The sequence below is a fragment of the Xylanibacillus composti genome (assembly GCF_018403685.1).
Classification (GTDB): Bacteria; Bacillota; Bacilli; order Paenibacillales; family K13; genus Xylanibacillus; species Xylanibacillus composti.
In genome coordinates this window covers 80,298-102,021 of the sequence record NZ_BOVK01000041.1, presented here as the reverse complement: position 1 = coordinate 102,021, position 21,724 = coordinate 80,298, and the positions used below count along the sequence as shown (strand labels likewise).

Annotated in this window: 20 protein-coding genes; 18 read left to right on the top strand and 2 right to left on the bottom strand. The window is 54.3% G+C overall.

Annotated features, from left to right (window positions below; translation table 11 throughout):
* Window positions 1-119 precede the first annotated feature (119 nt).
* The 11 genes from lon (at window position 120) to hemB (ending at window position 11,906) form a co-directional block, all read left to right on the top strand.
* Complete coding sequence (lon, locus tag XYCOK13_RS14990; protein WP_213412970.1) at window positions 120-2,459, top strand: endopeptidase La; 2,340 nt, start codon at window positions 120-122, stop codon at window positions 2,457-2,459.
* 19 nt (window positions 2,460-2,478) lie between these two features.
* The gene (yihA, locus tag XYCOK13_RS14985) at window positions 2,479-3,105 is read left to right on the top strand and encodes a ribosome biogenesis GTP-binding protein YihA/YsxC (RefSeq protein ID WP_213412969.1); all 627 of its coding nucleotides are present in this window, start codon (window positions 2,479-2,481) and stop codon (window positions 3,103-3,105) included.
* Window positions 3,106-3,297: 192 nt separating this feature from the next.
* Window positions 3,298-3,888, top strand: coding sequence for a non-ribosomal peptide synthetase module (locus XYCOK13_RS14980; RefSeq protein WP_213412968.1), 591 nt, complete (start codon window positions 3,298-3,300; stop codon window positions 3,886-3,888).
* Between the two features lie 395 nt (window positions 3,889-4,283).
* Window positions 4,284-4,685 (top strand): adenosylmethionine decarboxylase, encoded by a 402-nt coding sequence (speD, locus tag XYCOK13_RS14975; RefSeq protein ID WP_213412967.1) that lies wholly within the window; start codon window positions 4,284-4,286, stop codon window positions 4,683-4,685.
* Window positions 4,686-4,872: 187 nt separating this feature from the next.
* Window positions 4,873-5,403, top strand: a complete 531-nt coding sequence (locus XYCOK13_RS14970) for a hypothetical protein (protein ID WP_213412966.1) — start codon at window positions 4,873-4,875, stop codon at window positions 5,401-5,403.
* Window positions 5,404-5,535: 132 nt separating this feature from the next.
* Complete coding sequence (hemA, locus tag XYCOK13_RS14965; protein ID WP_213412965.1) at window positions 5,536-6,912, top strand: glutamyl-tRNA reductase; 1,377 nt, start codon at window positions 5,536-5,538, stop codon at window positions 6,910-6,912.
* A 22-nt stretch (window positions 6,913-6,934) separates the two neighbouring features.
* Window positions 6,935-7,771, top strand: a complete 837-nt coding sequence (locus XYCOK13_RS14960) for a cytochrome C assembly family protein (RefSeq protein ID WP_213412964.1) — start codon at window positions 6,935-6,937, stop codon at window positions 7,769-7,771.
* A gap of 4 nt (window positions 7,772-7,775) precedes the next feature.
* Window positions 7,776-8,429, top strand: a complete 654-nt coding sequence (locus tag XYCOK13_RS14955; protein WP_213412963.1) for a precorrin-2 dehydrogenase/sirohydrochlorin ferrochelatase family protein — start codon at window positions 7,776-7,778, stop codon at window positions 8,427-8,429.
* The gene (hemC, locus tag XYCOK13_RS14950; protein ID WP_213412962.1) at window positions 8,411-9,352 is read left to right on the top strand and encodes a hydroxymethylbilane synthase; all 942 of its coding nucleotides are present in this window, start codon (window positions 8,411-8,413) and stop codon (window positions 9,350-9,352) included. The genes XYCOK13_RS14955 and hemC overlap by 19 nt, the downstream gene beginning before the upstream one ends.
* A 3-nt stretch (window positions 9,353-9,355) precedes the next feature.
* Window positions 9,356-10,891: a uroporphyrinogen-III C-methyltransferase gene (gene cobA, locus XYCOK13_RS14945; RefSeq protein ID WP_213412961.1), complete on the top strand. Its 1,536-nt coding sequence runs from the start codon at window positions 9,356-9,358 to the stop codon at window positions 10,889-10,891.
* 13 nt (window positions 10,892-10,904) lie between these two features.
* The gene (gene hemB, locus XYCOK13_RS14940) at window positions 10,905-11,906 is read left to right on the top strand and encodes a porphobilinogen synthase (RefSeq protein ID WP_213412960.1); all 1,002 of its coding nucleotides are present in this window, start codon (window positions 10,905-10,907) and stop codon (window positions 11,904-11,906) included.
* Window positions 11,907-11,912: 6 nt separating this feature from the next.
* Here hemB and XYCOK13_RS14935 read toward each other — a convergent pair whose 3' ends face one another.
* Entirely contained in the window at window positions 11,913-12,575 is a 663-nt protein-coding gene (locus XYCOK13_RS14935) for a Crp/Fnr family transcriptional regulator (protein WP_213412959.1), read from the bottom strand.
* Between the two features lie 72 nt (window positions 12,576-12,647).
* Between XYCOK13_RS14935 and hemL the strand changes: the two genes are divergently transcribed.
* The 6 genes from hemL to XYCOK13_RS14905 all read left to right on the top strand — a co-directional run bounded on the left by hemL (window position 12,648) and on the right by XYCOK13_RS14905 (window position 19,404).
* On the top strand, window positions 12,648-13,949 hold the full coding sequence (gene hemL, locus XYCOK13_RS14930; protein WP_213412958.1) for a glutamate-1-semialdehyde 2,1-aminomutase: 1,302 nt from the start codon (window positions 12,648-12,650) through the stop codon (window positions 13,947-13,949).
* Between the two features lie 165 nt (window positions 13,950-14,114).
* Complete coding sequence (locus XYCOK13_RS14925) at window positions 14,115-14,852, top strand: lytic transglycosylase domain-containing protein (RefSeq protein WP_213412957.1); 738 nt, start codon at window positions 14,115-14,117, stop codon at window positions 14,850-14,852.
* Between the two features lie 226 nt (window positions 14,853-15,078).
* Window positions 15,079-16,146: a uroporphyrinogen decarboxylase gene (gene hemE, locus XYCOK13_RS14920; RefSeq protein WP_213412956.1), complete on the top strand. Its 1,068-nt coding sequence runs from the start codon at window positions 15,079-15,081 to the stop codon at window positions 16,144-16,146.
* 2 nt (window positions 16,147-16,148) lie between these two features.
* Window positions 16,149-17,084, top strand: coding sequence for a ferrochelatase (gene hemH, locus XYCOK13_RS14915; RefSeq protein WP_213412955.1), 936 nt, complete (start codon window positions 16,149-16,151; stop codon window positions 17,082-17,084).
* Between the two features lie 5 nt (window positions 17,085-17,089).
* Window positions 17,090-18,538 (top strand): protoporphyrinogen oxidase, encoded by a 1,449-nt coding sequence (gene hemG, locus XYCOK13_RS14910; protein ID WP_213412954.1) that lies wholly within the window; start codon window positions 17,090-17,092, stop codon window positions 18,536-18,538.
* Window positions 18,523-19,404: an RluA family pseudouridine synthase gene (locus XYCOK13_RS14905; RefSeq protein ID WP_213412953.1), complete on the top strand. Its 882-nt coding sequence runs from the start codon at window positions 18,523-18,525 to the stop codon at window positions 19,402-19,404. Before hemG ends, XYCOK13_RS14905 begins: the two co-directional genes overlap by 16 nt.
* Here the strand turns inward: XYCOK13_RS14905 and XYCOK13_RS14900 are convergent.
* Window positions 19,401-20,360 (bottom strand): alpha/beta fold hydrolase, encoded by a 960-nt coding sequence (locus XYCOK13_RS14900; RefSeq protein WP_213412952.1) that lies wholly within the window; start codon window positions 20,358-20,360, stop codon window positions 19,401-19,403. The genes XYCOK13_RS14905 and XYCOK13_RS14900 overlap by 4 nt on opposite strands.
* A gap of 205 nt (window positions 20,361-20,565) precedes the next feature.
* Between XYCOK13_RS14900 and XYCOK13_RS14895 the strand changes: the two genes are divergently transcribed.
* Window positions 20,566-21,585: a LysM peptidoglycan-binding domain-containing protein gene (locus tag XYCOK13_RS14895; protein ID WP_213412951.1), complete on the top strand. Its 1,020-nt coding sequence runs from the start codon at window positions 20,566-20,568 to the stop codon at window positions 21,583-21,585.
* Window positions 21,586-21,724: the final 139 nt, after the last annotated feature.

Here is a 21,724-nt window from a genome sequence, read left to right as displayed (position 1 = left end):
GCCCCGCACATCTTGTATCCGGCAGGCAATGCGAGATTTCCGCTTATTGGTGTTTTCAAAGCGGTTTTGCTACAATGAGAGTTACAGCAAGATAACGAACCGATTGGGGGTTACGGAATATGGCAGCCAACAAAGGGAAAGTTCGACAGCTCCCGCTTTTGCCTTTGCGGGGTCTCCTTGTTTATCCCAGCATGGTGCTGCACTTGGATGTGGGCCGGGAAAAGTCGGTCAAAGCTTTGGAAAAAGCAATGCTGGAGGAAAATTTGATTTTTCTCTGCTCACAATCTGAAATGAATATCGAAGATCCTAAGCAGGATGACATATACCGCGTCGGCACTGTTTCGAAGGTTCGGCAAATGCTGAAGCTTCCGAACGGGACCATACGTGTGCTGGTGGAAGGCTTGGCCCGGGCGGAAATTACCGCGTATGCTTCCGACCATCCTTATTTCGAGGTGTCTGTACGAGAGCTGGTGGAAGAACAGGATGCTGATTCGGAAATAGACGCGCTGATGCGAACCGTGCTGAACCAGTTCGAGCATTATATCAATCTTTCCAAGAAAGTGACGCCGGAGACGCTTGCGGCTGTCTCGGACATCTCCGAACCGGGAAGGCTTGCGGATGTCATCTCCAGCCATCTTTCGCTGAAAATCAAAGACAAGCAAGAGATATTGGAGACAGTGGATGTCGGCAAGCGCCTGGAGAAGCTGCTTGATATTCTGAACAACGAACGGGAAGTGCTGGAGCTGGAGCGCAAGATTAGCCAGCGCGTCAAGAAACAGATGGAGAAGACGCAGAAGGAGTACTATCTGCGAGAGCAAATGAAGGCGATCCAGAAGGAGCTCGGCGACAAGGAAGGACGCACCGGCGAAGTCGAGGAACTGAAGGAGCTTCTCGAGAAGAACGAAATTCCCGATAAAGTCCGGGAGAAGGTGGAGAAGGAAATCGATCGGTTGGAGAAGACGCCGACGACTTCCGCAGAAGGCGGTGTCATCCGCAATTATATTGACTGGCTGCTGACGCTGCCTTGGAAGAAGCAGACTGTCGATGACCTGGATATTCGCAAAGCCGAGGACATTCTGGATGAGGATCATTACGGGTTAGAGAAGCCGAAGGAGCGGGTGCTGGAATATTTGGCCGTCCAGCAGCTGGTCAAAAAGCTGAAGGGGCCGATTCTTTGCTTCGTTGGCCCGCCGGGGGTCGGCAAAACCTCGTTGGCTCGTTCGATTGCCCGTTCGCTGGGTCGGGAGTTCGTGCGCATATCCTTAGGCGGCGTCCGGGACGAGGCGGAAATTCGCGGACACCGGAGAACGTATGTGGGGGCAATGCCCGGGCGGATTATTCAGGGGATGAAGAACGCCGGCTCGAACAACCCGGTATTCTTGTTGGATGAAATAGACAAGATGGCGATGGATTTCAGAGGGGATCCGGCATCGGCTTTGCTGGAAGTCTTGGACCCGGAGCAGAACAGCACCTTCAGCGATCACTACATCGAACTTCCATTTGACTTATCCAACGTTATGTTTATCACAACGGCGAATGCCATACACAATATTCCCCGGCCGCTGTTGGACCGCATGGAAGTGCTGTACATTTCGGGCTATACGGAGTTGGAGAAAATGCAGATCGTTCTGCGCTATTTGCTGCCCAAGCAGAAGAAAGACCATGGTCTGAACGCGGATCAGCTGGTGATGGAGGAATCCACTATATTGAAGGTCATTCGCGAGTATACGCGTGAAGCGGGCGTGCGCAACCTGGAGCAGCAAATTGCGGCAGTATGCAGAAAGGCAGCGAAGGAAATCGTGTCTAGCGCCTCCGACAAGCCTATCGTGATCAAGGATGACAATCTGAATCAATATCTGGGAGCAGCCAAATTTCGTTTCGGTCAAGCGGAAGAGAAAGATCAGGTTGGTTCGGTTACGGGGTTGGCCTGGACGGAAGTGGGCGGGGACACCCTGAACATTGAGGTCAGCATTTTGCCGGGAACGGGGAAGCTTACCTTGACAGGCAAGCTGGGTGATGTGATGAAGGAGTCCGCGCAGGCTGCATTCAGCTACACGCGCTCGAAGGCGAAGGAGTTCCACCTGCCTGAAGGCTTCCATGAGAAGAACGACATTCACATTCACATTCCGGAAGGCGCTATTCCGAAGGACGGTCCTTCAGCCGGCATTACGCTGGCAACCGCGCTGATATCGGCATTGACCAATATTCCCGTAAGCAGCAAGGTCGCCATGACTGGGGAAATCACGCTGCGCGGCCGTGTCCTGCCGATCGGCGGACTGAAGGAAAAGTCTCTGGCCGCCCATCGCGCCGGGATTACCAAGGTGCTGCTTCCGAAGGACAATGCGAAGGATTTGGAGGACGTGCCGGAAAGCGTGAGACAATCGATGGAGTTTGTAACGGTAGAACATATGGATGAAGTATTGCAGCATGCGCTAGTGACGCCGGTGCATGCCAAGTAAGTGGGACGGAGGACGGACGATGAAAGTGACTCAGGCTGAATTTGTCATCAGCGCTGCCGCTCCGCATCAGTTTCCGCAAGATGCCCTGCCGGAAATCGCTCTGGCGGGGCGTTCCAATGTGGGCAAAAGCTCCTTGATCAATCGGATGCTGCAGCGCAAATCACTGGCTAGAACAAGCTCGCAGCCGGGCAAAACCCAAACCTTGAATTACTATCGGATCAACGGGCAATTATACTTTGTGGATTTCCCAGGGTACGGCTATGCGAAAGTTTCGAAGGTGCAGCGCAAAAAATGGGGAGAGCTGATTGAGGCGTATTTGCGTGAACGCGAGCCGCTGCGGCTCGTCTTGCTGATTGTCGATCTGCGTCATGCTCCAACCGAGGACGACTGTTTGATGTATGACTGGATGCAGCATTATGACATCCCCTGCCTTGTCGTAGCCACGAAGGCGGACAAGCTCCCCCGCTCCAAGTGGCAGAAGCATATTCGTCTGGCGCAGCAAACGTTGGGCATGCCGGAAGGGCAGCAGCCTCTGCTGTTCTCTTCGGAAAGCGGGCTGGGCCGCGAGGAGCTTTGGTCTTATCTGGTGGAAGCGATCCATGGTGGAGAGCCCGAATTTTTTGATGCGAAAGATGATATCACCTAGCGATTGCTTGAACAATGGGCAACATGAAGAGAATTTTGGGTGAAAACGCGGGAGGATGCGGGGCTAACCGTGTTTTTTCCTGTATTTGCGGCTAAATCGCACTCCGGAAGCAGGAATATTTACTCCTTGTATAGTATAATAATTGATGAGAAAGTATCTCTTTGTCTGAAAAAAATGAATCGAGGGGTATTTATGGCTAAGCGGTTAGCGACGCAATATGTCAAAGCCTGCTTTACAGTTACGGAAGCCGAATTGAGAACGTTCATGCAGTTGTTTGCAGATCACCAGGTCTCTTTGCAGATGAAGGTATTTGATAACGGCAATCAGGAATTGGCCTTTCTGGAAAATCAGGACGGCGAGGAAGGAACCCTGACGTTCGAACGCCACGGAGGAAGCTACTTGGTAACCGGTTCATTCCGTTTGATTCGACCCGCGCTGGTGAATGCGATGCGCAAAGCAGTAGCGGATTTCAAAGGCGACGCTCTCGTTCATCGAATTTATAATGGCTATGTCATGGTTTATCACTACACGCAGGGCGCAGTGGCCAAGATTGAGGAAGTGCGCGGCCATGAGCGCAAGCTGATATTCGAGTACAAGAATACGGTCGGCAAGCTGGAGCAATTGTACCGCAAGCAGGATGTCGAAGAAGAAATCATGTTGATACGCATGGATATTAATGTTCTGCTGGACCGGCGAAATCAAGCTGCTGATGAGGCTGAGCGGAGCCGCATTGACAGCGAGCTTCGCAAGATGACCAGGCGCTTGTTTATATTGGAAGCTTAGTGCGAGGAAAGGTGAGGATCGCCGAGAACGAATGGATATTCGGACTCGGCGTTTTTTTCTTGCTTGCGGGCAACCCGGCCTTGTGCGCGGGGAGGTTGTCCAGTTTCTATAACAGGCGAGCAAACCGGAGATAAACAGCGCATGAGCACGCAAGCATGACCATTGGCAAATTGGGCTTTTCCCTTTACTAGATATTCGAAAAAAAAGTATTGCAATTCGTCCGGATAGATGTTATTTTTATCTTCGTTGACAACTTTATATTAGGAACCAGGATTCACTCAGGATCTCAGGACAACGTAAGTTGTGAGAGAGTTCTTCCCTCGAGAAGTGAATGACGTAGGTCCTAGCGGATGAAATTTCCAAACATTTTATTCCTAGGAAGGGGGAACCGGAAGATGGAATACTCAACTTTCGGAAGACATGTTGCTGTTGACACTTGGGGTGTCGATTTTGACAAATTAAACAATGCGGAGTGGCTGCAAGCACACATGGTAGAAGCGGCAGAAGCCTCCGGTGCAACGGTGCTGTCTGTACAAGGCAAGCAATTCGAGCCTCAGGGCGCGACAGTATTGGTGCTGTTATCAGAAAGTCACCTCTCCATCCACACGTATCCTGAGAAAGGATTCGCAGCAGTAGACTGTTATACCTGTGGAGAAACCGTAGACCCGCAAGTAGCAATCGACTACTTGGTATCCATCCTGGAACCAACAACAGTCCATGCGAAAAAACTCATTCGCGGCATCGGCGAGCTTCAGGTTGAAACACCGGACATGAAGCAATTGCAGACCGTGAAGTAAAACTTAAGAATGACAACGAAAACCACGGAGCAATCCGTGGTTATTTGTTTACCTATAACCTGTACAGCCCCCGCGAAAGGAATCGGAACAGGCTTCAAAGCTTCCCTTCACTTTCGTGGGAAACTGTGTGTTATTTTCTCACCCTTCTGTCCATATGCATATACAAGCATGTGAAGGGAGGGTGCCTATGGCCAGACAAAAAGCGAAGGCGTTGTTTTATGTGCTGCTCTTCATCTTGATCGGGTGGCCGATTGTTCAGATGTATCAGGTTTATGTAGCCAAGCCGGAACAGGAAAACGCAACCGTTCTGCTTCATCAAGTATCCATGTTTCAGCTTCAATTGCTGCAAAGCGTAACGACGGAAGCGGCGGGCGCCGGTTCGACCGGTTCGCTGAATTCGCTCCAACAAGCGGCCTATACGATGCAATTCGTTCATCAGCGGCTGGAGCTTGCCGCAGGAAAGGGAAAGGTTGCAGGTCTTGAGGCGCTCGCTGATTTCCAGCAGTATTTGTTGAGTTTGCAAATTACGGGCAATCGTGCCTTAAGGCCGGAGGAAACCCAGGTGCTTGAGCGGATGAACAAGTTCGTCGGATCGCTGCAGCCGATTTACGGGCGGCTCATTACGGATGAAGGCAAGGTGTCCAAGCCTGCGAATGAAGAACTCGCCCAAGCTGATGAGGCGATGCGTCAGTTTTTGCAGGAAGTACTGTTAGAGTAGCCTGATTTCGGGAATACTAGCCCACAGTGATAAAAGATATTTTCAAACTTTATTCAAAACTTTGTCCGCCCGGATTCGACAAGTATGCTATAATCAATAGTGATTTTCATACAAGAGGAGGTGTGCGGGAACATGCATATACTAGCGGTCGGCCTCAATTACAAAACGGCGCCTGTTGCGATTCGGGAGCGCTTCGCCATTGCTGAAGCGGATATGCCGGAAGCGTTGAAGCGTCTGAAGGCAACCAAGAGCATCCTGGAATGCGTGATTGTCGCCACCTGCAATCGGACTGAAATTTATGCCGTTGTGGATCGTCACCATGTTTGCGGCTATCATATTCGTTCCTTTATGGAGCAATGGTTCGGCGTGCCGATTCAAGACTTCCATACACATTTATATATTCACGAGGACGACAAAGCTATTGAACACTTGTTCCGGGTAACGAGCGGACTGGACTCCATGATTGTCGGCGAAACGCAAATCCTGGGGCAGGTGCGCGATGCCTTTTTGACCGCGCAGGAGCAGAAGGCAACCGGCACCCTGTTTAATATGCTGTTCAAGCAAGCCATCACGATGGCCAAGCGGGCGCATTCGGAAACGTCCATTGGCGAGAGTGCGGTTTCGGTCAGCTATGCGGCAGTCGAGCTCGGCAAGCGGATTTTTGGCAGCTTTGCAGGCAAATCGGTGCTGATCTTGGGCGCGGGCAAGATGAGTGAGCTGACGGCGAAGCATCTGCATGCCAATGGATGCGCCAAGGTCGTAGTAGCGAATCGCTCCATGGAGCGGGCCGCTCAGCTGGCCGCCAAGTTCCAGGGCACAGCATGCACGCTGGAGGAAATGGAAGAGCAGCTTGTGCAGGCGGATATCGTGATCAGTTCGACAGGGGCATCCGGCTACGTGCTGACCAGGTCGCAGCTGGAGCAAACGATGAAGCGGCGGAAATCGCGCCCGCTGTTTATGATCGACATTGCGGTGCCCCGTGACCTGGATCCGGCTATTATGGACGTGCAGAATGTGTTTCTGTATGACATCGACGATCTGGAAGGGATTGTCGAGAGCAATATCGAGCAGCGCCGTCAGGAGGCTGTCAAGATCGAAGCGATGATTGTACGGGAAATGAATGCTTTCGACCAATGGTTCAAAACGTTGGGCCTAAGCCCCGTCATTCGCGCTTTGCAGGAGAAGGCGGCCCATGTGCACGAAGAGACCATGGACAGCTTGATGAAGAAGCTGCCGGATTTGTCGGAGCGGGAAATGAAAGTGATTCGCAAGTTGACCAAAAGCATTGTCAACCAAATGATGCACGACCCCATTCTGCGCATTAAAGAGATGGCCGCAGAAAAAGACGGTGATGAAGCGATTGAGATGTTTACCAAGATTTTTGCTTTGGAGGAACAGCTTGATCAGCAGGCCCATGCACAGACAGTCGGCAGCATGAAGCTTGCTGCGGCGGGTTCCCGGGATCACCAGGCGTTGCTGCGGCCTCGTCAGGCGTTGGCGCGCTCCTAGTGAGCGGGCGGGGGTGCTTTCCATGATTACGAACAATTGGATGTTTGACATCATCTTGTATTTATACGCCCTGAGCCTTCTGTTCTTCTTTTCCGATTTTTTGCGTCATGATCGGCATGTGAAACAGACGGGCACAGGGCTGCTTGCTTTTGTTTGGCTGCTGAAGGCTGCGTTTTTCTTTACTCGCATGTTCGCTGGAGACTACGTGCCGGTGTTGACGATGTTCGAAACATTGTTTTTTTTCGCATGGGTGTTGGTGACGCTGACTTTGGTCTTCTCGCTGTCCAAGCTTTTCAGCTATGATCTCTTGGTATTTGTTCTGAGTTGTGCCGGCTTCATGGTGCTGGTGCTGGCGTTGTTCAACAATGAAGCGACCGTGCCGAGCGGTAATCGCCTTCCCTTCAGCGACAAGCTGCTGATGTTTCATATTATAGTAGCGATTTGCAGCTACGCGTCCTTTACTTTGTCGGCCGTTTTCGCGGGATTGTATCTGTTCATCCACCAACGTCTTAAGTCCAAGCGGTGGTCGGTGGTGCTGCAACGGGCTCCAAGCCTGGACAGGGTGGAAAAGTCAAGCTTTGTGACGGCTGTAATCGGCATGTCCCTGCTGCTTCTGTCGCTGCTGCTCGGCATTGGCTGGATTATTGTCATGGGAGATTGGACACTCGCTTTTGATCCCAAGGTGCTCAGCTCGCTCCTGCTGCTTGCGGTCTATGCGGCTTATCTGGTCCAACGCGCTTCGGCCAAGTGGTCGTCCTGGCGCTTGGCTCAACTGAATTTGGGGGCCTATGCGGTCATTATTTTGAATTTTGTCGTCTCTATGTCCTTATCGAATTTCCACAGCTGGGTTTGGCGGTGAGACTGTGAAACGATACTATGCTATGATGGCGGATATTGCAGGGAAACGGTGCATCGTAGTCGGCGGTGGCAAGGTGGCCGAACGAAAAACAGCAGCCCTGCTTGACGCAAGGGGAAGCGTGTGCGTCATTAGCCCGACGGTAACGAGCCAGCTTCGGTTCTGGCACGAACAAGGCGTGCTGGAGTGGCGTCAGCGCTTGTACCGCGCGGGAGATGCGTCCAAAGCCAGTCTGGTGTTCGCGGCTTCCGACGACCCCGACGTGAACAGACAGGTTGCGCAGGAGGCCGAGCAGCATGGCATATGGGCGAATGTGGCTAACGAGCCCGGGGAGGGAAGCTTTGTCGTTCCGACTGGCTTTCGTCGAGGCCCGTTACATATAGCAGTGACGGCATCGGGCGCGAGCCCCCATCTTGCCGTTGAGGTTCGGCGCAAGCTGGAAGTGACGATAAGCGAAGAGTACGAGGTGCTGGCGCTGTTTTTGGAACGCATGCGAAACATGCTAAAATCAAGAGTGAACGATGAACAGGCTCGCAAGGAATTCATGCGCCGACTAGTAGTCGAGCAGGTGTCCGAATGGCTTGCGGAAGGAACGGTGGCGGAGCGCACCGAGGAATGGATCAAGAGAATGGAGGAACACCCATGCGCACCTTTGTGGTAGGAACAAGACAAAGCCATCTGGCCATGACCCAAACCGGGCATGTTATCGCGGCGCTCGAGAGCATCTGCCGTGAACAGGGCTTGCCTTATACATTTGAAGTAAAAAAGATTGTTACGAAAGGAGACAGAATCCTTGACGTCACCCTCTCCAAGGTCGGCGGCAAAGGACTGTTCGTGAAGGAAATTGAGCAGGCGCTCATGGATGGCGAGATTGACATGGCGGTTCACAGCATGAAAGACGTCCCTTCCGAGCTGCCTGAAGGATTCGTGCTGGGAGCGGTTCCCGAACGGGAGGATCCTAGAGACTGCTTGATTTCCCGTGTGGCCGACAGTTTGGACTCGCTTCCCCCGGGAGCGAAGATCGGAACCAGCAGTTTGCGGCGATCCAGTCAGCTGAAAGCATACAGGCCGGATCTTCAAGTCGAATGGATTCGCGGCAATATCGAATCGCGCATGCGCAAGCTAGAAACAGACGGATTTGACGCTGTTATCTTGGCTGCGGCAGGCTTGCACCGCGTAGGCTGGCAGGACCAAATAACCGCTTATATCCCGGAAGATATCAGCATTCCCGCAGTGGGGCAAGGGGCGCTCGGGATTGAATGCCGGGAGGACGACCGGGAGGCGCTCTCTCTGCTCTCCAGACTGCACCATGCGGAAACAGCGCAATGCGTCGAGGCGGAGCGGGCTTTCCTGGCCCGATTGAATGGCGGATGTCAGGTTCCGCTTGGCGCTTATGCGGAGCTGCGGCAGATTGAGGGCAAGCCTGTGATCGAGCTGAGCGGAATGGTGGGCTCTCCAGACGGACAGACCTTGCTGAGAGAGAAACAGAGCGGGACTGAACCGGCCAAGCTTGGCATACAAGTGGCGGACAAGCTGCTTGCGCAGGGGGCCGCCGCTATATTGGACGAGGTTAGGGGAGGATAACGGGTGGAGAAGGGGAGAGTCTATTTGGTGGGCGCCGGCCCGGGAGATCCGAAACTGATTACGGTGAAGGGGCTGGAAGCGCTGCAGCGCTCTGATGCCGTAGTTTATGACCGGCTTGCCGGCGCCGCGCTGCTGATGAAAGCCAAGCCGGGCGCAGAACTCATCTATGTCGGCAAGCGTCCGGATCGGCACACGATGAAGCAGGAGGAAATCAACCAGCTGCTGGTTGATTTGGCCCTGCAGGGGAAGACCGTTACCCGCTTGAAGGGCGGAGACCCGAGCGTGTTCGGGCGCGTCGGCGAAGAAGCTGAGCTACTCGTGCAGCACGGGATCGAATATGATATCGTGCCCGGGATTACGTCGGCTGTAGCGGTTCCGGCTTATGCGGGCATTCCGGTTACGCATAGGGACTTCAATTCTTCCTTCCTGGTTGTGACGGGTCATGAGCAGCCGGAAAAACTGGATACGACCATACACTGGGACAAAGTGGCGAATGCGGCGGACACGCTGATCTTCCTGATGGGCGTCGCCAAAATCCGCTACATCAGCGAGCAGCTGATTCAGCACGGCCGCTCACCCGCTACCCCGATTGCTCTTGTCCGCTGGGGGACGCGTCCGGAGCAAGAGACGCTGACTGGAACGCTGGCAACAATCGCGGATCAGGTGGAACAAGCGGATTTCAAGCCGCCTGCCGTCATTGTTGTCGGTGAGGTCGTCCGGTTGCGGGACAAGCTGAAATGGATGGAGAAGAAGCCCTTATTTGGCAAGCGGATATTAGTCACCAGAGCACGGGCCCAAGCGAGCGAACTCGTTGATCGCATTGCAGAACTGGGCGGCGAACCGATCGAATTCCCGGTTATCCAAATTCGGGAGCCAGCCGATCCGGCGGCATCCTCGCGACTGGATAATGCCATCCGCCAGGCTGACGGCTTTGATTGGCTGATGTTCACCAGCGCTAACGGGGTCTCGCATTTCTTCGACCGGATGGTGCAAGTAGGCGAGGATGTGCGCAAGCTGCATCGGGTCCGGATTGCAGCCGTCGGTCCCAAAACAGCGGAAGCTTTGCGCAACCGCGGCATTGTGGCGACGAGCCTGCCCGAGCAATATCAGGCGGAGGGGCTATTTGAGAGTCTGCTGCCAGAGCTTCAGGCTGGACAACGCGTGCTTCTTCCCCGGTCGGCGATTGCCCGGGCCTGGCTGCCGAAGGAATTGGTTAGGCTGGGGCTGGAGGTTGTCGAGGTCGACGTCTACGAAACCGTCACAAGCGCGGACGGTGCGGAAGTGGTGATCGATTTGCTGCTGAAGGGAAGCGTCGATTACATTACGTTTACCAGCAGCTCAACCGTGACGAATTTATGGAATGTGATATCAGCCTATCATGCCCATCCACTTGAACTGCTCAGCAAGGCCAAGGCTGTCTGCATCGGCCCGGTCACTGCCCAAACCGCAGCGGGCAAAGGCATCCCGGTTCATTGTGTAGCGCCCGAAGCTACAGTGGAAAGCATGCTGGCAACCATGATCGAGGATAGAGTGAACTAGGAGGCGTTGCGTCATGAGTTTTCCAGTTAGACGTCACCGCAGATTGCGCAGCTCGGCCACATTGCGCAATATGGTGCGGGAGACAAGCCTGTCTGTCAATGATTTGATTTATCCGATATTTGTAGCGGAAGGCAGCAACATTCGCGAAGAAATTCCGTCCATGCCAGGCATTTATCACTGGTCGCTTGATCGATTGGAAGAGGAGCTTCGGGAAGTGACGAAGCTGGGCATCCCTGCAATTCTTTTGTTCGGTGTACCGGCGGAGAAGGACGAGTGCGGCACTTCGGCCCATATGGAGTCGGGAATCGTACAGCGGGCGATCCGACTCATAAAAGAGAAGGCGCCTCATCTTCTTGTTGTTGCCGATACGTGCTTGTGCCAGTTTACCGATCATGGCCATTGCGGGGTTGTGGAGCAGCACGAGCATAAGGAAGCGACCGTGGACAACGACGCTTCGCTTGAGCTTTTGGTGAAAACGGCAGTATCCCAGGCGCAAGCGGGTGCGGATATTATCGCGCCTTCCAACATGATGGACGGCTTTGTTCAAGCGATTCGCAGCGGTCTGGACGAGGCAGGTTTTGAATCGGTTCCGATTTTGTCGTATGCGGTCAAGTACGCCTCCGCCTTCTACGGTCCGTTCCGCGATGCGGCACATTCCAGCCCGCAGTTTGGCGACCGCAGAACGTATCAGATGGACCCTGGAAATGCCAGGGAGGCCCTCCGTGAAGCGGAGTCCGACGTGGTTGAGGGGGCTGACATGCTGATGGTGAAGCCGGGCTTGGCTTATCTTGATATTGTGCGGATGCTGAAGGACCAGTTTGACCTGCCAGTAGCGGTCTATAATGTGAGCGCGGAATATGCGATGGTGAAGGCGGCGGCAGCCAATGGATGGATCGACGAAAAAGCCGTCATCCTCGAAACGATGACGGCGTTCAAAAGAGCGGGTGCAGATTTGATCTTGACATACTTTGCCAAGGATGTGGCGCGATTCCTTCGCGAGCCGTCCAACCAATGACAGGTATCAGCCTCTCAGTTTGCTCAAGTCCAAGGTAAAGCTGTCAGGATGTACGGTCAGCAGCCCTTTTTGCTCGAATTCCCGGATGACCTCTGTCAATACGTTCTTTTGCACGCCGGCCATCCGGGACAGCTCATCATAATTCAGCATCATCTTGATTTGAATGGTGTTGCCGTTGCGGATGCCGCTTCGATTTGCCAGTATGATTAAGTTTTTGACAAGGCGGGTGCGCGCGTCGAGGAAGGTCAAGTCATGCACGTGCTGATTCGTATCGCGCAGTCGCTTGGACAGCTCCTGCATAATGCCTAGAGAAATTTCAAAGTGCTGGCGCAATACGGCAAGGAAGTCTCTGGCCTGTATGCTGTACAACGTGGAGGTTTCTAGAGTTTGGGCGGATGCCGAACGAGGCTTGCCGTCAATGAGCGCCAGCTCGCCAAAGCTGTCTCCTGCTTTGAACGTCGTCAAGATTTTTTCTTCGCCTGAAGAACTGGACGTGTAAATTTTGACGCTGCCGCTCGCTACAATATAGAACACATTGCCTGGATCATTCTCATGAAAGAGGATCGTGCCGGGCTTATAAGAAGCGCGTGTGCTGATTTCGGCGATGTGCGCCAGCTGCTCCGGCTTCAGCTGCTGGAACAACGGGACAGACTGCAATAGTTCAATCAAGGGCGTAAGCCTCCATTATGTAATAATCTTCATTGTAGCACAGCACTATATGACAGGAAAGGCGGTTGTGACATGAACATGCAAGGGAAGCGGCTGACGGCGGCTTCAGAGGCAGCGTTTCAAGAAGCAAAAGCATACATACCCGGCGGGGTAAATTCCCCGGTTCGCGCATTCAAGTCCGTAGGGCTGAATCCGCTGTTTATTGAGCGCGGCGAGGGAGCGCGAGTATGGGACATCGACGGCAATGACTATTTGGATTATATCGGCTCATGGGGCCCGCTGATAGTCGGCCATGCGCATCCGGCAGTGGTGGAAGCGCTCGCCCGCACAGCTGCCCAAGGGACGAGCTTTGGCGCGCCAACGCTGCTCGAAACGGAAATGGCGAAGCTGGTATGCGAGCGCATGCCTTCAGTTGAGATTGTGCGGATGGTCAATTCCGGCACCGAGGCCACGATGAGCGCATTGCGATTGGCCAGAGGCTTCACCGGGCGGAACAAGATTGTGAAGTTCGAGGGATGCTACCATGGCCATGCCGATTCGCTGCTGATCAAAGCGGGTTCCGGCGTAGCTACTTTGGGGCTGCCTGACAGTCCGGGCGTGCCTGAGCAAATCGCTGCCCATACGCTGACTCTGCCCTATAATGATCTGGAAGCCGTGAAGCTGGCATTCGAGCGCTTCGGGGAAGAAATTGCAGGTGTCATCGTGGAACCGATTGCCGGCAATATGGGCGTAGTTCCGCCACAGCCCGGATTTTTGCCCGGTCTGCGCGCCATTACGGAGCAGTACGGCAGCTTGTTGATCTTTGACGAAGTCATGACTGGCTTTCGTGTTGGACTGCACAGTGCGCAGGGGCTCTACGGCGTCACCCCCGATTTGACCTGTATGGGAAAGGTCATCGGCGGGGGGCTGCCGGTAGGCGCGTATGGCGGCAGGCGAGATATTATGGAGCAGATGGCCCCAAGCGGACCGATTTATCAGGCAGGAACCCTGTCGGGCAATCCGCTCGCCATGGCGGCGGGTCTCGAAACATTAAAGCTCTTGGGCGAGCCGGGCGTTTATGAGGAGCTGGAACGGAAATCGGCTGCACTGGAGCAAGGATTTCTGGCGAATGCGGAGGAAGCGGGCGTTCCGAGCACGATCAACCGTGTCGGTTCGATGATTTGCCCGTTCTTTACAGAGCAGCGCGTTATCAATTACGACACAGCCAAGACAGCGGATTTGTCCTTGTTCAACCGATATTTTGCCGCTCTGCTGGACTTGGGCGTGTCGGTTGCACCTTCCCAGTTCGAGGGCATGTTCGTATCGACCGCGCATAGCGATGAAGATATTGCGTTTACGATTGAGGCGCACCGCAAGGCCTTGAAACAGCTTTAAGATGAAAGCGGCAGCAGCATGCCCCAAAAAGCTGCTGCTGTCGTCTTTTTCTACACGGTTTGACACTTGCCGACAACTTCCTTTCTCTGCTATGATGGTACATAGATATGACAAACTGATTGACAGACTGAATGATCTCATACATATAAGGGAAGGGTGCGGCTCATGATCCGGCCAGAACTGCTTTCGCATTGGCTGCAAGCAGCGAATGCGTCTACAATTGCAAACAACGCACACGATCCGATCGCATCCGAGGCAGGTTCATACACCGATTCGGAATTTGCCGCGTTGCTGGAACAGATGGCGAATGCCGAGGGACAAGCCGGCGGCTTGGAATCCGGTGTGCAGCCACAGCTGCGCGTAATCCCGGCCAAGCTTGCGCTGGAGGCGCTTGCGCGTCAGGTGCCGGTTACAACTTACTTGAGCTACGAGAGTGCAGGCGCCCGGGAGGCTGCAGCCCTGAGGGCGGCTGCGTCCTTCGCCCCCGCCTCATCCTCAAGCTTTCAGGCGAATATTGAAGCAGCAGCAGCCAGGCACGGCGTCAGCTCCCGCTTGATCGATGCCGTCATTCAAGTGGAATCCGCATACGATCCGCACGCCGTCTCTCATGCAGGCGCCAAGGGGCTGATGCAGCTGATGGATGACACTGCCCGCCAGGTGGGGGTTGCGAATGTGTTTGACCCGGTCCAGAACATTAACGGCGGCACTAGATTTTTGGCGGATCTGCTGCGCAAATATGAAGGCAATACCGCAGTGGCATTGGCAGCCTATAATGCAGGTCCCGGTCGTGTAGATCGGCTTGGCATTTCGAATGACGAGCAACTGTTTGCCCGCATAGATGAGCTGCCGGTGGAAACGCAAGGGTACGTCCGCAAGGTGCTCGGTATTTTGAATCGGGAATAATGTAAGTTGCAGGAAAATAGCTGCAGTCCAGCGGTCACTCCGCTGGGCTGTTTTTTTGTTGGTTTTCCTACGAACGGATACAATTCCTTTCCGGTTCCCGGCCAGCTGACATCGGTTGTCATAGGATTGTCAGAAACTCGTCCCGGTAATTGGTTGTGCGCCTGAATGAAAACGGTCATAATAAACAATAACAGACATTTTGAACCATAGAAACGGGGAAAGCGATATGCGTACAAACGAAGCTTTTTTGCAGGCGTGCCGCCAGGAACGGACATCACATGTGCCAGTGTGGTACATGCGGCAGGCAGGCCGCTACGATCCGGACTACCGCAAGATCAAGGAGAAGTACAGCTTGCTTGAAATTTGCAGGCAGCCCGAATTGGCCGCCGACGTGACGATGATGCCGGTGCGCAAGCTTGGCGTGGACGCGGCAATCTTGTATTCGGATATTATGAATCCTGTGGCGTCCCTTGGCATCCAATTCGACATTGTCAAGAATGTCGGTCCGGTGATAGACAATCCGATCCGAAGCAAAGCCGATGTGGATCGATTGAAGCCGATTGACGTGGATGGCGATCTGGGACATGTCATTGAAACGATCAGGCTGCTGGACAAGCAGCTTGAGGTGCCGCTTATCACGTTTGCCGGCGCTCCGTTCACGATAGCGAGCTATCTCATAGAAGGACGCCCGTCCAAAAATTATTTGCGGACGAAGGCGCTTATGTATGGAGAACCGGACGTGTGGCATGCGTTGATGGATAAGCTTGGCGATATGGTCATTGCCTATTTGCGCGCGCATATTGCGGCTGGAGCGGATGCTGTGCAGCTGTTTGACAGCTGGGTAGGCGCGCTTGCGCCCAGAGATTTCGAAGCTTTCGTCCTTCCTGTTATCCGGCGGATTTTCCACGAGCTGCGGGATTTGCCGCAGCCCAAGATTTATTTCCCCGGTGTAAGTTCAGGCGAGTTGTTGCCCTCTCTGCGTTCGCTGGAGGCAGACGTCATTGGCTTGGATTGGCGAGTCCCGCTCTCGAAGGGTCGCGAACGTCTTGGACATCGCTATGCCATCCAGGGAAATCTCGATCCGACGGTTCTGACCGCGCCTATGCCAGTTATCGAGCAGCAGGCCAGGAAAATCATTGATGAAGGCATAGAAAGCCCCGGCTTTATCTTCAACTTGGGCCATGGCCTGTTCCCGGAGGCTTCGTTGGACAAGCTGCGCGAGCTGACAGCTTTCATCCATGAATATTCCAGAGAGGCGTTGGCCCGTTCGACAGCCAAAGAAGGGAGCCTATGACAATGGCAGCACAGACAATCGGAGTATTGGTCATGTCCTATGGAACGCCGGAAAGTCTGGATCAAATCGAACCCTACTATACGCATATTCGCAGAGGAAGCCCGCCATCGCCGGAACAGCTGCAGGAGCTGACGGATCGCTACAAAGCGATAGTGGGAGGCGTATTTCCGCTGCGTGAAAATACGAATAGGCAAGTGCAGGCCCTTGAAGAGACGTTGAATGCCTCCGCTTCGGATTCCGTGCGCTTTGTGTGCTACCAAGGCTTGAAGCATGCCGCTCCGTTCATCGAGGACGGTGTTAAACAGATGGCGGCGGACGGCATTCAGCGCGCGGTGGGTATCGTTCTCGCACCGCATTATTCGGTGATGAGCGTAGGCGGTTATATCAAGCGCGCTAAGGAAGAAGCAGAGCGGGCGGGAATTGAATTAAGCTGCGTGCAGAGCTACCATCTGCATCCGCTGCTCATTGAGGCGCTTGCCAAGCGTGTGGAGCATGCGCTTGAACGGTTCCATTCCGAGGACAGAAATCGTGTGAAAGTGCTGTTCACCGCTCATAGTTTGCCTGAACGCATATTGGAAATGGGCGATCCTTATCCTGAGCAGCTGCTGGCCACTTCCCGCGCTGTGGCGGAGCGGACTCAAGTGAGCAATTGGGAATTCGCATGGCAGAGCGCCGGCCGCACTTCGGTTCCTTGGCTGGGGCCGGATATACTCGATGTGCTCGAGAAGCTTCACACCGAACAGGTTCGCGCGGTGCTCGTTTGCCCGGTTGGCTTCGTCTCGGACCATCTGGAAGTGTTGTATGATCTGGACATTGAAGCGAAGCAAACGGCGAAGCGTCTGGACATGCATCTCGAACGGACGGAGTCGCTCAATACCGATCCATTGTACATGCAGGTGCTGGCTGATGCTGTGACCGAGCAACTGGCAAAGGGATGAGCAGGATGGAACGCGCAACGTCGAAAAAAATCGTGATTGCAGGGGCCGGGATCACCGGGTTAAGCGCGGCTTATTACTTGTTGGAGGCGCTTGGGAAGCAGGATCGGCATGCGGAGATTTTGATTCTGGACAAGGCGGATAGGCCCGGAGGCAAAATACGCACATTGCGCCGCGACGATTTCGTCATTGAACGCGGGCCCGACTCATTCTTATCACGCAAGCTGCCCATCATCGAGCTGACCCGATCGCTTGGCATCGAAGATGAACTGGTGCCGATGAATCCGAAAGCGCAAAAAACATATATTCTTCATCATAAGCGGCTGCACAGCATGCCGCCTGGTCTTGTTCTGGGCATCCCTACGAAGATGTCCCCTTTTTTGAAGACGGGCCTTGTATCGCCGTCAGGCAAGCTGCGGGCCGCAATGGACTTGCTGCTGCCCAGGAGGCAAGGGGATGGCGATGAGTCGCTCGGGGACTTTCTGGAGAGACGATTGGGCAAAGAGGTGCATGAGCATATTGCGGAACCGCTGCTGGCTGGCATATATGCCGGGGATACGCGCTCATTGAGTGTAAAGGCGACATTTCCGCAGTTTCATCATATTGAGCGAACCTACCGCAGTCTCATACTCGGAATGGCCCAGAGCCGCAAGCAAACGCAAGCGTCTATGGAGCTTCCGCCGATTGCCAAGCAGAGCATGTTTTTGAATTACCGCAATGGCCTCGGCTTCTTGATTGAATCTCTTGTCGAACATCTTAAGGACAAAGCCGAGTTTCGATATGGGACATCAGTGGAGTCACTGGATCGGGTGAAGGATGCGGAAGGCAGACAGCAGTACTTGCTTGGGCTGAACAACGGGGAGAGCCTGACGGCAGATGCTGTCATTATGGCTATGCCAGCCTATGAAACGGCCGGCATTCTCAAGCGGGTTGCAGAGATTCAAGCGCTCCAGAGCATTCGTTATGTTTCGGTGGCCAATGTCATATTGGCGTATGATCGCCCGGAAGCGAAGCTGAAAATGGACGGTTCAGGGTTTCTTGTCCCCCGCAAAGAAGGACGCTTTATTACTGCGTGCACCTGGACATCGTCCAAATGGCTGCATGCGGCGCCCCAGGGCAAACTGCTTTTGCGCTGTTATGTGGGGCGAGCCGGGGAAGATGCGTGGCAGCATATGAGCGATGAAGAGATTGTTGCGGGTGTTCGCCGCGAGCTGAGCGAGCTGCTCGACTTTGACCTGGCTCCGCTGTTTGTTGATGTGAATCGGTGGATGAAGGCAATGCCGCAGTACCCGGTAGGTCATTTGGAACAGATGAAGAAAGCCGAGCATGCGCTCGCCGAGCAGCTGCCTGGTGTAGTGCTGGCTGGCTCCGCCTATTACGGCGTGGGCATACCGGATTGCATTCAAAGCGGCCGAGCAGCTGCCGGGAAGCTCGCTGCCCTATGGAGCGAATCATGAAGAAAGCAGCCGTTCCCTATGAGCGAAGAGGAGAATGGGCGGTGCTGCCGGCTTCCCGGGCAGACGCGGCCCCCATTCCGGACAAATTGCAGAAGCAGCTCAAATCTGCCGGCGAATGGGTGGAGCAGGCAGGGAGGCTGCATATTCGGCTGTTCCCTGCCGAATCTCTGCGCTTCTCCCCGGTCTGGGCAGCGATTGACATCTTGTACGAGGATGATTTCTGTCTGGTTGCGAACAAGCCTGCCGGGATGGCCGTCCACCCGACTGCGCCAGATGACGCAGCGATTACGCTGGCCAATGCGGTTGCCGCCCATTATGAAAGCACCGGCCAAGCGGTCCGTGTCCGTCACATCCATCGATTGGATGCCGACACGACCGGGCCGGTGCTTTATGCGAAAAATCCGCTTGCCCAGCATCGGCTGGATGAGGCGATGCGGCAGAAGCAGATAACGCGGATGTATCTCGCGCTTGTTCATGGCCGCCCCCGCGAGCATAAAGGGACGATCAACGCTGCGATCGGCAGGGATCGCCATCACCCCAAGCGGCGGCGGATATCCCCTGCCGGTCAGCCGGCCGTCACGCACTTTACCGTGGTGGAATCGTTTCGTTCGGCCGCTCTGCTCCGCTTGCAGCTGGAAACCGGACGCACCCATCAAATTCGCGTACATGTGAGCGCTCAAGGCCATCCGATTCTCGGCGATCTCCTGTATGGCGGCAAACCTATGGCAGGCCTGGCGCGCCAGGCGCTGCATGGAGCGCAGCTGGCATTCCCCCATCCATGGACGGGCGAGCCAATTGCAGTAGAGGCTCCCATGGCTGCCGACATGCAGCAGGCACTGAACGCGCTGCGCGGGCAGATGGATTAGAGACCCATCAAAAACTGCATTTCCTTGCTGCTGAACCCTCTCAACTGCTCGTGTCCAAAGTCCGGGTAGATTTCGAGCCGCTTCGGCGCATTGATTTTGTTGAACGCCGCGAATTGAGTGGATGGGGGACAGATCGCATCCATCAGGCCCACGGCCATCATGACCTCCCCCTTGATGCGCGGCGCCAAAAATTGCACGTCTATGTAGCCCAGCTTGGTGAAAATTTCATCCTCCCGTTCATGCTGCGGATCGAAATGACGGAAGTACGTACGCAGCTCCTCATAGGCATTGACATCCAAATCCATCTCCCAGACCCGCCGATAATCGCACAGGAACGGATACACAGATACCAGACGCTTGATCTTTGGCTCCAGCGCTGCACAGACCAAGGCGAGCGCGCCGCCTTGCGAGCCGCCCATTGCGCCTACACGCTCCGGATCAACCTCAGGCATGGACATGGCAATACCCGCGAGCTGGGCCGTATCGAGGAATATGTGCCGGAACAGTAAATGGTCAGGATGGTCGCTAAGACCTCGAATAATGTGGCCGCGCAGCGTATTGCCCTTGACGCCGCCCGTATCCTCCGAATACCCTCCCTGACCGCGGCAATCCAAGGCAAATACCGAGTAGCCCAGTGCGGCATAGGACAGCTTCTCCGGCCATTCCCCCGCATGCGCGGAATAACCGTGAAATTGCAGTACAGCCGGATGCGGCCCTTTCTGGTTTTTCGGCCGAACATACTTGGCATGTATTCTTGCTCCCCGTACGCCAGTGAAATACAAGTCGAAGCAATCGGCGACCGGGTTTTCGAAATCGCTTGGCACGAGCTCAATCTGCGGATCAACCGCTTTCATTTCCGCGATGGCTCGATCCCAGTAAGCATCGTGATCGTCAGGCCGAGGATTGATGCCCTGGTATGCGTAAAGCTGTTCTAACGGCATATCTACGAGTGGCATTGGTAATCTCACCCTTCCTTATACAATTCGTTTTTCTAACAAAAGTAGAATGGGGACATGCAGGCTCTCCCCGCTGCTACCAGTATATCATTTGGAAGATGGGGAAAACAGCATTCCTCGTGCAGAAGCATAAAAAAAAGGCATGGACGTTGGGCGGGTACATATACATATATCGAGTAAGCAACTACCGAAGGGAGGATTTTCCGTGGCGGAACAAGCATCCGGCTTGAGATTTGATATTTATGAGCGGGTTCCCCTCAATCAGGAATTGAACGGACTGGAAGATCTGGATCAGCTCGAGCTAATACCGAATATTGAAGTGCGTTCTGAAGGAGAACAAGCAGTCCTGAACGGGAGCTTGAGGCTGGAGGCACAATTGGCATCCAACGGCGCGATAAGCGGTCCGACATTTGAACATGACATTCCTGTTGAAATTACGCTGCCCATGGGCCGTATTTCGGACCTGGAGCAGGTCGGTGTAGAAATCGAGCATTTTGATGTAGACCTGGCTTCGGGCCGCAGTTTGAACGTAACGGGTGTATTGCTGCTGAAAGGGGTGGAAGTAGCAAGGGGCGGTAACGAACAGCAATGGGCGGATGCGGAGCAGGAGGAAGTGTTCGTGTACAATGCCGCAAAGGCGGATCAGGAAGAGCAGGCACACATCAGCGCTGCCGGACACAGGGGGCAGAATGAGGAGGTCGGTGCAAAGGAAGAGCAAGCGGAAACGCTGTCGGCAGGTTCGCTGTTTGCTTCAGCACAATCGGTCGGTCAAGATGTGAGCGAACAGGGAGAGAAGGCGCAGCAAGAAGCCGATGCCCTCCGCGAGCCGAAGATAGCATTTTCCAGCAAGCCTGCCGATGAAGAGACAGCCGGACAGGAGCAGGAACAGGCGTTGTTTAGCCAGCCGCTACCGAACCTGTCTCCAGAAGAATATGTCTACGCTGCAGAGGAAGCGCCTCAGCCGCAGCAGCAGGTACCGCAGGACATTCCGGTTCAGGAATCCGTCCCGGCGACAGACCAGTTGGAATGGAAGAAGCTGTTCCTGTCCAAAAATCAAGACGACCACCCGTTTTCGAGAATGCGCATGTGCATCGTGCAGAAGGAAGAAACATTGGACGATATCGCTGCGCGTTATGAAATGAACCCTCGGGAAATTTTGCTTTGCAATCGGCTTTCCGAAAGCCAGAGCGTATATGAGGGGCAGATTATATACATTCCGAAATAATGGTCCGGGAGCTATGAAAGGATTAGATGAAAGCCTCTGCGCTGCAGACGGCTTTTTTTCTTCTTGCGCCAAAGGGATAGGGGAAAAAGGATTTCGTTCCGAGGAATGGCGGTTGAATTTAATTGGCTGTTCATGATTT

Bases quoted from the DNA above. Each gene is read 5' to 3' on its own strand.
- lon (WP_213412970.1), top strand. From the start codon at position 120: ATGGCAGCCAACAAAGGGAAAGTTCGACAGCTCCCGCTTTTGCCTTTG.
- yihA (WP_213412969.1), top strand. From the start codon at position 2,479: ATGAAAGTGACTCAGGCTGAATTTGTCATCAGCGCTGCCGCTCCGCAT.
- XYCOK13_RS14980 (WP_213412968.1), top strand. From the start codon at position 3,298: ATGGCTAAGCGGTTAGCGACGCAATATGTCAAAGCCTGCTTTACAGTT.
- speD (WP_213412967.1), top strand. From the start codon at position 4,284: ATGGAATACTCAACTTTCGGAAGACATGTTGCTGTTGACACTTGGGGT.
- XYCOK13_RS14970 (WP_213412966.1), top strand. From the start codon at position 4,873: ATGGCCAGACAAAAAGCGAAGGCGTTGTTTTATGTGCTGCTCTTCATC.
- hemA (WP_213412965.1), top strand. From the start codon at position 5,536: ATGCATATACTAGCGGTCGGCCTCAATTACAAAACGGCGCCTGTTGCG.
- XYCOK13_RS14960 (WP_213412964.1), top strand. From the start codon at position 6,935: ATGATTACGAACAATTGGATGTTTGACATCATCTTGTATTTATACGCC.
- hemC (WP_213412962.1), top strand. From the start codon at position 8,411: ATGCGCACCTTTGTGGTAGGAACAAGACAAAGCCATCTGGCCATGACC.
- hemB (WP_213412960.1), top strand. From the start codon at position 10,905: ATGAGTTTTCCAGTTAGACGTCACCGCAGATTGCGCAGCTCGGCCACA.
- hemL (WP_213412958.1), top strand. From the start codon at position 12,648: ATGAACATGCAAGGGAAGCGGCTGACGGCGGCTTCAGAGGCAGCGTTT.
- XYCOK13_RS14925 (WP_213412957.1), top strand. From the start codon at position 14,115: ATGATCCGGCCAGAACTGCTTTCGCATTGGCTGCAAGCAGCGAATGCG.
- hemE (WP_213412956.1), top strand. From the start codon at position 15,079: ATGCGTACAAACGAAGCTTTTTTGCAGGCGTGCCGCCAGGAACGGACA.
- hemH (WP_213412955.1), top strand. From the start codon at position 16,149: ATGGCAGCACAGACAATCGGAGTATTGGTCATGTCCTATGGAACGCCG.
- hemG (WP_213412954.1), top strand. From the start codon at position 17,090: ATGGAACGCGCAACGTCGAAAAAAATCGTGATTGCAGGGGCCGGGATC.
- XYCOK13_RS14905 (WP_213412953.1), top strand. From the start codon at position 18,523: ATGGAGCGAATCATGAAGAAAGCAGCCGTTCCCTATGAGCGAAGAGGA.
- XYCOK13_RS14900 (WP_213412952.1), bottom strand. From the start codon at position 20,360: ATGCCACTCGTAGATATGCCGTTAGAACAGCTTTACGCATACCAGGGC.